The sequence below is a fragment of the Halobellus rarus genome (genome assembly GCF_024494595.1).
GTDB lineage: Archaea > Halobacteriota > Halobacteria > Halobacteriales > Haloferacaceae > Haloquadratum > Haloquadratum rarum.
Map to the genome: position 1 here is coordinate 80,257 of NZ_JANHDI010000015.1, position 12,186 is coordinate 92,442.

General features: G+C 66.2%; 13 protein-coding genes. 4 read left to right on the forward strand and 9 right to left on the reverse strand.

Going from position 1 to position 12,186, the window contains the following annotated elements:
• The 3 genes from NO876_RS16960 to NO876_RS16970 all read left to right on the forward strand — a co-directional run bounded on the left by NO876_RS16960 (position 1) and on the right by NO876_RS16970 (position 2,772).
• Positions 1-957 (forward strand): SDR family oxidoreductase, encoded by a 957-nt coding sequence (locus tag NO876_RS16960; RefSeq protein ID WP_256422855.1) that lies wholly within the window; start codon positions 1-3, stop codon positions 955-957.
• Between the two features lie 91 nt (positions 958-1,048).
• The gene (locus NO876_RS16965; protein ID WP_256422856.1) at positions 1,049-1,927 is read left to right on the forward strand and encodes a fumarylacetoacetate hydrolase family protein; all 879 of its coding nucleotides are present in this window, start codon (positions 1,049-1,051) and stop codon (positions 1,925-1,927) included.
• Positions 1,928-2,067: 140 nt separating this feature from the next.
• The gene (locus tag NO876_RS16970; RefSeq protein WP_256422857.1) at positions 2,068-2,772 is read left to right on the forward strand and encodes an ABC transporter ATP-binding protein; all 705 of its coding nucleotides are present in this window, start codon (positions 2,068-2,070) and stop codon (positions 2,770-2,772) included.
• A gap of 57 nt (positions 2,773-2,829) precedes the next feature.
• Here the strand turns inward: NO876_RS16970 and NO876_RS16975 are convergent, their stop codons facing one another.
• The 8 genes from NO876_RS16975 to NO876_RS17010 all read right to left on the reverse strand — a co-directional run bounded on the left by NO876_RS16975 (position 2,830) and on the right by NO876_RS17010 (position 10,518).
• Positions 2,830-3,852 carry a branched-chain amino acid ABC transporter permease gene (locus NO876_RS16975; RefSeq protein WP_256422858.1) on the reverse strand — a complete coding sequence of 341 codons (1,023 nt, stop codon included), beginning with the start codon at positions 3,850-3,852 and terminating at the stop codon, positions 2,830-2,832.
• Positions 3,852-4,733, reverse strand: coding sequence for a branched-chain amino acid ABC transporter permease (locus NO876_RS16980; protein WP_256422859.1), 882 nt, complete (start codon positions 4,731-4,733; stop codon positions 3,852-3,854). The genes NO876_RS16975 and NO876_RS16980 overlap by 1 nt, the downstream gene beginning before the upstream one ends.
• Before the next feature lie 31 nt (positions 4,734-4,764).
• Entirely contained in the window at positions 4,765-6,090 is a 1,326-nt protein-coding gene (locus NO876_RS16985; protein ID WP_256422860.1) for an amino acid ABC transporter substrate-binding protein, read from the reverse strand.
• 138 nt (positions 6,091-6,228) lie between these two features.
• Positions 6,229-7,305 (reverse strand): cupin domain-containing protein, encoded by a 1,077-nt coding sequence (locus tag NO876_RS16990; RefSeq protein ID WP_256422861.1) that lies wholly within the window; start codon positions 7,303-7,305, stop codon positions 6,229-6,231.
• A gap of 119 nt (positions 7,306-7,424) precedes the next feature.
• Positions 7,425-7,619, reverse strand: a complete 195-nt coding sequence (locus NO876_RS16995; RefSeq protein WP_256422862.1) for a hypothetical protein — start codon at positions 7,617-7,619, stop codon at positions 7,425-7,427.
• Between the two features lie 325 nt (positions 7,620-7,944).
• Positions 7,945-8,346, reverse strand: coding sequence for an acyl-CoA thioesterase (locus NO876_RS17000; protein WP_256422863.1), 402 nt, complete (start codon positions 8,344-8,346; stop codon positions 7,945-7,947).
• Positions 8,346-9,053 carry an acetate--CoA ligase family protein gene (locus tag NO876_RS17005; RefSeq protein ID WP_256422864.1) on the reverse strand — a complete coding sequence of 236 codons (708 nt, stop codon included), beginning with the start codon at positions 9,051-9,053 and terminating at the stop codon, positions 8,346-8,348. The genes NO876_RS17000 and NO876_RS17005 overlap by 1 nt, the downstream gene beginning before the upstream one ends.
• Positions 9,046-10,518 carry a CoA-binding protein gene (locus tag NO876_RS17010; protein ID WP_256422865.1) on the reverse strand — a complete coding sequence of 491 codons (1,473 nt, stop codon included), beginning with the start codon at positions 10,516-10,518 and terminating at the stop codon, positions 9,046-9,048. The genes NO876_RS17005 and NO876_RS17010 overlap by 8 nt, the downstream gene beginning before the upstream one ends.
• 176 nt (positions 10,519-10,694) lie before the next feature.
• Here NO876_RS17010 and NO876_RS17015 point away from each other — a divergent pair, with 176 nt between their 5' ends.
• On the forward strand, positions 10,695-11,444 hold the full coding sequence (locus NO876_RS17015; protein WP_256422866.1) for an ABC transporter ATP-binding protein: 750 nt from the start codon (positions 10,695-10,697) through the stop codon (positions 11,442-11,444).
• A 40-nt stretch (positions 11,445-11,484) separates the two neighbouring features.
• On the opposite strand, the gene NO876_RS17020 is transcribed toward NO876_RS17015, so the two are convergent.
• The gene (locus NO876_RS17020; protein ID WP_256422867.1) at positions 11,485-12,123 is read right to left on the reverse strand and encodes an MBL fold metallo-hydrolase; all 639 of its coding nucleotides are present in this window, start codon (positions 12,121-12,123) and stop codon (positions 11,485-11,487) included.
• Positions 12,124-12,186: the final 63 nt, after the last annotated feature.

A 12,186-nucleotide genomic window follows, 5' to 3' on the forward strand; every position in this document is an offset into this window, starting at 1 on the left:
ATGGTAGACGGGACGGTCTGTATCGTCGCCGGCGGGGGCAACGGCCTCGGACGGGCCGCGGCCCACGAACTGGCCTCACACGGCGCTCGCGTGGTCGTCAACGATCTCGGTTGCGAGGTCGACGGAACGGGTAGCGACGCGTCCGTCGCCGAGGAGGTCGCGACCGAGATTCGCGACCGGGGCGGAGCCGCGACCGCTCACCCTGGCGACGTGAGCGACTTCGAGTACGCGGAGCGCCTGATCGCGGACACCGTCGAGGCGCACGGTCGCGTGGACTTCGTCTGCAACTTCGCGGGCATCCTCCGTGACGGAATCAGTTACAAACTCACCGAAGAGGACTGGCGGGAGGTCATCGACACGAACCTCACCGGTCAGTTCGCGCCGCTTCGAGCGGCGGCGAAGCACTGGCGGGAGACGAGTGAGACACAGAACGCCGACGGAGGTGACAGCGAAGACGGCGACGCTGATGGCAGCAACGGCGAAGACGGCGACGGCGGCTTCGACCGCCAGCGCTCGTATCTCGCCGTCAGCGCCGGAGCGGCGCGCGGAAGCCTCGGACAGGCGAACTACGCCGCCGCGAAGGCCGGCATCCTCGGAATGGTCCGCTCGGTCTCGAACGAACTGGTCCGCTCGAACGTTCGGGTGAACGCCCTGGTGCCGAACGGGTACACGAGGATGACCGAGACGGTGCCCGAGAAACACCGGCCGTACACCGAATCGGAGATGCCGCCCGAGAAGGTCGCCCCGCTCGTCGCCTACCTGGCCAGCGAGGCGGCCGAGGACATCACGGGCTGTACGCTGTACGCCGGCGGCGACCGCGTCGGCGTCTTCTCCGATCCGGCGATGGAGGCCGTCGGCGTCAGTCCCGACGGCTGGACGCTGGAGTCGCTTTCGGAGCACTTCCGCGAGGACGTCGCGAGCGACGTCGAACTTTCGCGGACGGAGAGCTACCTGTAGGCCGGGCGCTTGCCGCCGGCACTCCTCGGATTCGATCCGACGGTCGCGCCGAAAGGCATCTTTTATCACGGATTCCGCCGATGATTCCCGTATGCGATTCGTCCGCTACGACGACGATCAGCTCGGACTGCTCACCGACGACGGCACCGGCGTCATCGACCTCTCGGACCGCCTCGGACTCGACGGCGACGAACCGCTCGTCGAGTACATCGAGGGCGACTACGACGCCTCCGAATACGAGGACGAAGAGCCCGACCACGACGTCGAGGACGTCGATATCGGCTCGCCCGTCGGGCGACCGGGCAAAGTCATCGCCGCGCCGCTGAACTACGAGAACCACATCGAGGAGGCCATCGCGGACAAGGACATCACCACGGAAGAGTGGTTCTCGATCAAGGACAAGGGCTACTTCCTGAAGGCCCCCTCCAGCGTCGTCGGTCCCGACCACGGGATCGAACTGCCGTTCAACGACCGCCGGACCGACCACGAGGTCGAACTCGCGTTCGTGATGGGCGAGGAGGCCAAGGACGTCTCCGCCGAGGAAGCCTGGGATCACATCTTCGGGTACACGATCCTGCTCGACATCTCGCTGCGCGGCGATCAGGACCGCTCGAACCGCAAGTCCTACGACACGTTCACCGTCATCGGGCCGTGCGTCGTCACCGCCGACGAGATCGACGACCCGCAGGACCTCCAGATGGAACTGGAACTGAACGGCGAGCGCCGCCAGTACGAGAACACCGGCGATATGGTCTACACGTGCGCCGACGTCGTGCAGTACGCGTCACTCGGCGCGACGCTGGAAGTCGGCGACGTCATCACGACGGGGACGCCGGAAGGCGTGAGCGAGCTCCACGACGGCGACACCATCGACGCCGAGATCGAGGACGTCGGCTCGATGACCGTCGACGTCACGGGTCGCGACGTCTCCTACGCCGACGCCAACGTCACGAAGGGCGGCCAGGAGTAGGCTCGCTCGCGACGCGGGAACGCCGCCGATAGCAACGAGTGTACGCTTTTGGATACGGCCGTCAGTCGCTCGCTCGCCTCGATCCGACGCCGCCCGAAAGGTAGGCTTAAGAAAGCCGCCGACGTACCACGTGGCAATCGATGTCACTGCTCGAAGTAGATTCGATAGACGTCGCGTACGGCAACGTGCAGGTCCTCTGGGACGTGAGCCTCTCCGTCGAGAAAGGCGAGACAGTGGCGTTGCTTGGGGCCAACGGCGCGGGGAAGACGACGACGCTGAAGACGATCTGTGGGGACCTCTCCCCGACGGATGGGGAGATCAGATACAAGGGGGAGTCGATCGGCGATATGCCGCACGAGGACGTCGTCGCGAAGGGCGTCGCCCACGTTCCGGAGGGACGCGAGGTGTTCACCGAGAGCAGCGTCCGCGAGAACCTCGAACTGGGTGCCTACCTCGACCGGAGCGGGATGGACGAGCGCCTCGAACGCGTCTACGATATCTTCCCGCGCCTCGAAGAGCGAGCAAAGCAGCAAGCCGGGACGCTGTCGGGCGGCGAACAGCAGATGCTCGCGATCGGCCGCGGGCTGATGAGCGACCCCGACCTGCTGCTCCTCGACGAGGCCAGCCTCGGACTCGCACCGGTGCTCGTCGACGACGTCTTCGAGGCCATCCAGCGGATCAACGACGAGGGGACGACGGTCCTCCTCGTCGAGCAGGACATCTACAACGCGCTCCGCGTGGCAGACCGCGGCTACGTCATAAAGACCGGCGAGATCACGCTGTCGGGGACGGCAGAAGAACTCGCACAGGACAAGCGCGTCGAAGAATCCTACCTCGGCGCGTAGGCCACGACTACGCCAGCTTTTCTCACAGCGGATACGAAAAAGAGAGACCGACCCGGTTCAGTCGTGGGCGGTGTCGGTTTCGCCCGTCTCCTCGACGAGGTACTCCTTGAGGATTCCGTAGAGTCCCTTCGGGAGGAAGATGATGAAGAGGATGATCAAGATCCCCTCCACCGCCGAGGAGAACCCGCCGACGACCGCCGAAAGCCCGTTGTCGAGCAGCAGGAACAGTCCGGAGCCGAGAATCGGCCCGGCGAACGTTCCCATTCCACCGAGGATGACGATGACGAGCGAGTCGATCGTCCACGTCACCGCGAGCGTCGACTGGGGATTGAGGTACAGCGTGTAGTGGCCGTACAGCGCCCCGGCCAGTCCCGCGAAGAACGACGAGACGACGAACGCGTACATCTTGTACTTCAGCGGGTTGACGCCGAGGCTGCTCGCGGCGTCCTCGTCGTCGTGGATCGCCTTCATCCCGAGGCCGGTCGGCCCGCGGACGATCAGGTAGGTGACGACCACCGTGACGATCGTCGCGACGAGCGTGAGCAAGAACATCACGTCGCCGTGCGAGACGGTTTCGCTCAGCGAGAGGTCACCCTGCACGTAATACCCGGTCGCGCCGCCGGTTAGATCTCGGCGGTCGAGCATAATGAGTTCGATGACGGCCGCGAGCGCGAGCGTCCCGATGGCGAAGTAGTGGCCGGTGAGTCGGAAGATGATCGGCCCGATCACAAGGGCGATGAGCGCCGACGCCAGCGCGCCGACCACGAGCGCCGGGATGATGGGCAACTGGATCGACGCGGGGAAACCGGCGGCCGACGGCGTCGTCAACCACGCGGAGACGAACGCGCCCATCCCGAAGAACGCGGCGTGGCCGAGCGAGATCTGCCCGGCGTAGCCGGCGAGCAGGTTCCAGGAGACGCCGAGCATCACGAAGACGAGGCCGGTCAGGACGAGCCCCGTCAGCGAGTCCGTCGTGGTGAACGGCACGGTCAGCAGCCACAGCACGACGAGGGCTGCCGCACCGAGGACGCGGCGATCCGTAGCGAGCGTCTCGCCGGGTGCCTTCTCGAGGAGCGCCACTACTCACCACCCCCCGAGCTACCGAACAGGCCCTCGGGTTTGACGAGCAGGACGCCCAGGAAGATGAGCAGGCTCACGATGTTGCGGTAGCCGCCGCCGAGGTACAGTGCGCCGAGGTTCTCGGAGACGCCCAATACGAGGCCGCCCACGAGCGTGCCGAGCACGCTGCCGACGCCGCCGAGGACGACCACGGCGAACGTCTTCAGCAGGTAGGACCACCCGACGTACGGGTCGATGGGGAACAGCATCGAGAGCAGCGCGCCGGCCGCGCCGGCCAGCGCCGTCCCGATACCGAGCGTGATGACGTAGATCTGATCGGTGTTGATCCCCATGTACTTCGCGGCCGTTCGGTTCTGCGCGGTCGCGCGGATCGCCTGTCCGGTCTTCGTGTACTGCAGGAACGCCCAGGTGAGGACGATGAGCAGGACACTGACGACGAACGTCACCGTGCGCGGGAACGACATATAGGCGATCCCGATGTCGATTCCGCTGCCGGGGAGTCCGATATCGGCGGTTCGGGAGTCGCCGCCGAGGAGCACGCGACCGAGGTTCTGCAGGATCAACGCGAGACCGAACAGCACGATGATCGGCTGTTCGATCCCCTCGTCGACGACGTGCTTCAACAGCACCTTCTGCAGCAGCACGCCGAGTCCGAACATCAGGACCATCGCGAGCAACATCCCCACGAGCGGCGTGATTCCCGTCGCCGCGAAGACGAGGATCGCGATGTACGCGCCGACCATCAGCATGTGGCCGTGCGCGAGGTTCACGATGTCCATAATACCGAAGACGAGCGAGAGACCCAGGGCTGCGAGGGCGTAAATGCCCCCGAGCAGCAGACCGTTGATTACCGACTGGGTGAGGAGGTCGGTTGCGACCATCGTTAGGCGTGTCTGCTATCCGTCCGGCCGGTCATCGCTCGCTCCACGGCGGGATCGGGTACTGGAAGTCGATCGCGCGCTCGGAGTCGGTGTCCGGGAACGCGAGCCGCTGTGCGCCCTCCCACCACTGACCGGTCGGCGCGGTCAGTTCGCCCTCGGTGGGCAGCCCGTTCTCCTCGAAGGTGAACGAGCCGATCACGGTCTCGAACTCCGTGCTCCGGAGCGCGTCGCGAACGGCCGTGGGATCGACGGATCCGGCCGCCTCGACGGCCTGCTGGGCGACCTGCGTCAGGTTGTACGAGCCGCCGACGTTCGCGGGCATGTACTCGGCCTCGATGTCGTACTCGGCGAAGAACGCCTCCCGGAGCGCCGCGTTTCCGTTGCCGGTCAGCCCCGGCACCCAGCCGGGACACATCAGCGCGTACGCGCCGTCCTCGCCGAGCGCCGACCACCAGGCGGAGGGGTCCGCGCCGCGGACGAACTTCAGCATCTTCGGGGCCCAGTTGCTGTCGCGCATCTGGTTGACCGCGGTGATGCCGCCCGGCGGCGACGGGTTCGAGAGCAGCACCTCGACCTCGTTGCTCTGCGCCTGCGAGATGAGCGTCGAGAAGTCCGAGGAACCGAGCTCGAAGACCTCGCGCATCACGACGTCGTAGCCCGCCTCGCTGAGCGTGTCCTCCCAGTAGTCGGCCTGCTCTTCGCCCCACCCGGAGTTCGGCTCCCAGATCCCGACGTTGGTCGGGCGCTCCTCCTCCTCGATCAGTTCGAGCGTCCCGAGCGTCGAGCGGGCGACGTCGCGGGACTTCGGGAAGGGCGAGAAGGTCCACTCGTAGTTGTCGTTGCGGTGCGGGGCCTCGTAGGCGAACGCGATCCCCAGGAACGGAAGCCCCTGGTTCTCCGCGAAGGCGCTCCCGGCCGTGACGAGCAGGCTGGAGAAGCTCCCCCAGATCATATTGACGTCGTTGTTGCTCACGATGGCCTGGAGCTGTTCGCGGAGCGTCTGTGCGTCGCTCTCGTCGTCGCGGAGGATGAGTTCGACGTCGCGGTCGAGTTCGTCGTTCATCCGTGCGACGCCGAGTTCGTAGCCGCGTCGGAGGTCTTCGCCGAGCGAGGAGAAGCTCCCCGTCTCCGGAACGGTCCCGGCGATGGTGAGCGGCGTCGTGTCGCCGCCGCTGTCCCCACCGCTATCGCCGCCGCTGTCCCCACCGCTATCGCCGCCGCCGTCTCCGCTGTCACCGCCGTCGTCGCCGCCCCCGCCGAGCGTACAACCGGCGAGACCGGTGATCGCAAGTGTGCCGGTCGCTCCGGCTCCCTTTAGATACGTCCGTCGTCGAATTGAGGTGTCATCACGAGCCATACCGTGTGACACAATAATTATAATGGAATATAAAAGTGTATGGTCCAGAAGCGGTATGCCAGCCACTCTCGTTTCGGACAGTAGAGAGCGCAGAGCACAAATTCGCAGACGACCCTGGCGGCGGAATTCGGGCCGTGACTACGACGACGGTTCGGCCTCGGCGTAGAGGTTGAACGCCTCGAACACCGGCCGATCGGTCATCGCGAGCAGCGTCGCCTCGCCGTGGGGCTCGTGGTGGTGGATCTCGTCCGGCGGGACGATGAAGATGTCCCACTGGCTCCACTCGAAGGCCTCGTCGCCGATGTGGGTGATACCCTCGCCGTCGATGACGAAGAACACCTCGGTCATGTTGTGGAAGTGCGGGTCGGTGTCCTCCTGCATCAACTGCGCGCGGAACGACATCGTCGGGAACAGCGGCGGTTCGCCGCTGGCGGGGTTGACGTACGAGAGGCTGTAGCCGTCGTTCGGGTTCGGGTCGTTGTTGTCGGCGCGCTGGTGCAGCGACTCGACCATCTCCGCCCACTGGAAGCGATAGGGCGGCGTCGGCTCCTGGTTCCCCTCGAAGGGACCTGGGATCCCGTCTTCCTTCAGGTCCTCCTCCGCGCGGCCGCGGCCGTACTGGGAGGCCCAGTAGCCCTGGCTCTTCGTGACCGGCTGCCGTTCGAGTTCGTGGTACTCGAAGGTGTTCTTGGCGTTCAGCGAGTCGAGGACGAGCGGGAGGTCGAGCACGTCGAGCCACGCGGCGGTCTCGTCGCTCTCGTTGACGTGGTCGTGCCACTCCCACTGCGGCGTCGTGATGAGGTCGTTGTCCTTCATCGGGAACTCCTCACCGGCGACGACCGTCTTCATGTCCTCGTGGCCGTCGATGGTGAATCGCAGGGCGTTCGCCCCGTGGCGGTGTGACGGCGCGGTCTCGCCCGGCGAAACCGTCTGGATTCCGACGTAGATGGTGTTCGAGATCGCGTTCGCCGTGTTGATCGGAACGGCGACTCGCCGCTGGAACCCCGGCGGCAGGTCCGCGATCGGCACGTCGCGCTCGATCGCGTCGATGGACTCCTTGATGTCGTCCCACTTCCAGATGTCCGCCTCGGGGTCGTCGAGGACGGTCCCCATCTCGTCTTCGACTTCCCAGAGCGGACGGAGGTCGTGCTCCTCGAGGATGTCCCGGGTGTTGGAACTCATCTCTAGGAGTTCCTCTGGCTCTTGCTGTGCCATACGCGATTATTCGTGAAACTCGATAATAAGTGTGTTGGACGCCCGCACGCCACAGAACGACGTAGATACCCCTCAGAACGGCCGTGAACCCTGAACGGGACGACGACGGGACGCGCTACTTATGCGGTCGCTTCGGCGGTCTCTGTGGCTTGCGCCTCGAAGACCTCTTCGGTGCTGAAGAGCGACCGGCACTCCTCACACACCATCTGTCGCTGAATCGCGTACTCCCAGAGCTTACCGCCGCAGTTCAGACAGTCGAAGTGCGCCTCGACGAACGGATCATTGGTTGCGTACGGGTTCTCGAACTCCGCCATACCACACGCTACTCGCGTAATTCCTAAAAGCGTATCGCCAGACTCGACGCTCCCGGTCGAGGGTTTATATACGAAGACGGGACCACCTGCGCTGTGCGATGAGAACGACCCCGCGCCGGATCGCGGTTGCTCGGCACGTCGGCGCGGGGAGCAAGAGGACGGCGCGGAACCGGCGGCAACGCCGCTGGAGAAGTCCTCGCGAGCGAGTGCCGACTGTCCGCCATCGGTACCCTATCGACCGACCGCGGCCGCCTCCATCGCGGAACGAGTCGGCGTCGCGACTCCGCCCGCGGTCCGAAAGAGCCGTCGCGTCCGCTCGCCGTGATTACTCCTCGGCGTACTCGACGAACTTCGAGTGGATCTCGTCGGGGATCTCGACTGCGCCGCCGCCGCCGGTTTCGGCACAGACACGCTGTTCGTACCCCGAGAAGGCCAGCGTGTCGCCGTTGTACGCTTCGTACTCGAACCTGACGGCCCGCGTGCTCGGATCCGGGGTCAGCGTCATCCGGACGTCGTCGCCCGCGTGGAGCGGGGCCTTGAACTCGAACTGCATATCGACGAGCGGGAACCCGAAGTCGTAGTTCTCCGTGAGCTCCCAGAACGGGTAGCCGATCTCCTGCATAAACATATCCGAGGTCTCGTGGAGCGCGTCCACGATACGGGGGTAGTGAGCGATGCCGTGCGGGTCGGTGTCCGAGAACCGGACCGTCCAGGTGCGTTCGTACATTATCGTTCCTCGAGTACGACCAGCGCGTCGAGCGCAATCACTCCATCGGTCGTCGCAAGAACTGGGTTGACGTCGAGTTCCGCGATCGGGTAGTCGTCGACCAGATCGCCGACGGACGCGATCGCCTCGGCGAGGCTCCCGACGTCGGCGGGGTCGCTCCCGCGGTAGCCCGAGAGCAGCGGCGCGGACTGCAGTTCCTCGATCATCGCGCGAGCCTCCTCGGCGTCGATCGGTGCGATCCGGTGGCTGGTGTCCTCGAATATCTCGGTGAACACGCCGCCGAGTCCGGTGAGCACGACCGGACCGAAGGACGGGTCGCGGACCCCGCCGACGATAACCTCGGTGCCGCGCTCGAGATCCATCGCCTCTTCGACGAGGACGTCGGCCTCGATTCCCCGCTCGGAGGCGGCGTCGAAGATCGCCTCGGCGGCTTCTCTGACCGTCTCGGGGGTGTCGAGTCCGACAGCGACGCCGACGCCGCCGGCCCAGTCGCTCTTGTGCGTGACGTCCGGTGAGGACACCTTGACGACCACCGGATAGCCGATTCGATCGGCCGCGTCGACCGCCTCGTCGACGTCCGAACACACCTCGAAGGCTGTCGTGTCGACGCCGACCGACGCGAGGAGCCGCTTCCCCTCGGCCTCGGTCAGGGTGTCGCGGCCGTCGGCGCGAGCGGCGGCGATCGGGTCCGGGAGGGACTCACTCATCGGCTGCCACCTCCTCGTCGACGACGCCAGGAGACACGTCACCGTCGGCACCGGCTCCGGCAGACACGTCACCGTCGGCGACGGCTCCGGCGGGGATCGACCCGCCGTCAGCGACGCGGTCGCCGCCGTGCAACTGCGCGTAGCGAGCGAGCGCGCCGGCGGCGTCGGCCGCGCGTTCGGGCGTCTCGAAGAACGGCACGCCGACGTCTTTCAGCTCCTCGCGCTGGCCGGCCAGCGCCTCCTCGATGCCCTCGGTCGCGAACAGCACGGGCTTGTCGACGCGTTCTGCGAGACCGTCGAGTGCGTCGACCGGCAGGCCGAGCGCCGCCTCGAACAGTTCGTAGACGAGGACGATGTCGATCCGGTCGTCCTCGGCGACGGCGGTCACGATATCCCCGAACTCGGGCATCGGTCGGCCGGTGTCGACGGGATTGTCGGCGTAGGTGATCCCGGGGAGGATCTCGTCGACGCGTTCCTGGGTCGCTTCGGTCAGCTCCGGGAGCCGCCCGCCGGCGCGCTGGATGCGGTCCGTGATGATGATCCCCGGTCCGGCCTGGGCGGTGACGACTCCGACGTTCGGGCCGTCGGGAGTCGGGGAGTTCCCGAGCGCCGCAGCGGCGTCCAGCAGGTCGTCAGTGGCGTCGACCGTCGGGACGCCGTACTGGGCGAAGCCCGCGGTGTACAGTTCGTGATCGCCCGTGAGCGCCCCCGTGTGGGACTCCGCGAAGTCGCCGACGTCGGACTGGCCGACCTTGTACGCGATCACCGGTGTGTCGCTCTCTCGACAGGCTTCGAGCAGGCCTCGGCCGTCGTCTGTCCCCTCGACGTGGAGGACGATGGCGTCCGTCCGGTCGTCGCCGTCGAAGTACTCGACGGTCTCGGCGAAGCCGACGTTGGCCCGGTTCCCGAGGCCGACCATCGCGGAGATGCCGCGGCCCTGCCGACGAGACTGGAACGCCAGGACGTGTGCGACCCCGCCGCTCTGGGCGATGACCGCGGTGTTCCCCGGTGGGACTTCCTCGGCACCGCTGGCGAACGTACACCGGAGGTCGATCCCGGGGACCAGAAAGCCGCTGGTGTTCGGCCCGAGCAACGAGATGTCGTACTCCCTGGCGACCTCGACGATGGCCTCCTGTAGCTTCTCGCCGTCCTCGCCGGCCTCGGCGAACCCGCTGGCGTAAATGACGGCCGCACCGATGCCCGCCTCCCCGCACTCCTCCAGTACGTCCGGCGTGGCAGGCCCTGGAACGCAGCAGAGCGCGAGGTCGACGTCGCCGTCGATTTCGGTCACCGACGAGACGAACTCCGACCCGAACAGTTCTCCCGTGGCCGACGGGTTCACCGGATACACCGGCCCGTCGAACTCCGCGGCGTTCGCCATCGCTTCGTACCCGATCTTCCCCTCGGTCGCCGACGCGCCGACGACGGCGATCCCCGAGGGTTCGAAGAGCTGTTTGAGAGTCACGGTCTCACGTAAACCGAATACCGTCAAAGCGTTTTCCCCCGCAGTCGACTTCCCACCGACGCGTTTCGGCCGGAGGCGGACGTTCCGTGATACCGACCGCGACCGGTTACTCCGACTCACGGAGTCTGCTCGACTATTCCGTAAGTTTATCATCGTGGGTTGGATATCGATCGATAATGACGTTACTGGAAGGTCGAGGGCTGACGAAGAAGTTCGGTGGGGTCGTCGCCATCGAAGACGTCTCCTTCACTGTCGAGCGCGGCGAGGCCGTCGGGCTCATCGGTCCGAACGGGGCCGGAAAGAGCACGCTGTTTCGGACGATAACCGGCGTTCACCCGCCGACGGAGGGAGAGGTGTTCTTCGACGGCGAGAACATCACCGGCGAGACGCAACACGAGATCTGTCACCGCGGCTTGGCGAAGACCCACCAGATCGTCCGACCGTTCGGGAGCCTCTCGCTCCTCGAGAACGTCGCCGTCGGCGCGTCGTTCGGCGGGCGAAAGTTCGACGATCCGCGCGAACGGGCCGCGGAGATGCTGGAGTTCGTCGGACTCGAAGAGCAGATGCACGCCGACACGGGGGAACTCAGCGTCGGCCAACTCAAGCGCCTCGAGATCGCCCGCGTTCTCGCGACCGATCCCGAGATGGTCCTCTTCGACGAGGTCGCCGGCGGACTCGATCCCGAGGAGACCGAAGGCATCATCGACCTCGTCGGCGACATCGTCGACGAGGGGAAAACGGTGTTCCTCATCGACCACGTGATGCGCGCACTGATGACCGTGAGCGAGCGCGTGATGGTACTCGACAACGGGAAACTCATCGCGGAGGGAACGCCGGAGGAGATCCAGAACGACGACCAGGTCATCGAGGCCTACCTGGGCGAACACGCCGGAAAGGACCTCTCGGACGCGATCGCCGAGAGCTGAAGTCGGTCGTCAGCTCCGAACGACGCGCTTTTTCGACTCTCTACCGCTTTCCGGCGAAATCGACGAACGCCGCGATCTTCTCGCTCGCGCCCTCGGTCACGCTCGAACCGTGGTACACGAGGCCGATCTCGAACTCGTAGTCGAGCAGCCGGGCGAGCGACTCGTCGGCGACCGCGACGTCCGCAGAGTAGTGCGCCGTCGGGAGGACGAAGTGCCCCGCCGGAAGTCCCCTGGCGTCCGAACCGAACAGCGCGTCCCCGAGGACGGCGACGCCGGTCGCCTCGTCGACGAGTGCGTGATGCGCGTCGGTGTGACCCGGGACGTGCACGGCCGTGAACTGCCCCACTTGATCGCCGTCCGCGAAGCGGTGATCCACCGCGACGTCGACGTCGACGCCCTCGGGGACCCACGCCTCCAAGTCGAAGCGCTCGACGAGACCCGCCAGTCCGCCCACGTGGTCCGGGTCGCCGTGCGTGATCACGATCCGTTCGGGTGTGATACCCAGCGAGTCGAGCGCGGCGGCGACGACGTCGACGGTGTCCTCGAAGCCGGCGTCGACGAGCGTCGGCGTCTCGCCGTCGACGCAGAAGACGCGCCAGCGGGCGTCGGGGGCCTCTTTCACGGTGATGTCGTAGACGTCCGGTGCGATCTCCGTCACGGTCGGATCGGTGTCGGTCATCGGCCGTCGATACGCCGGCACGGATGTTAAAGTATACCGTCAGAACCGAACCGGTTCGGCTTA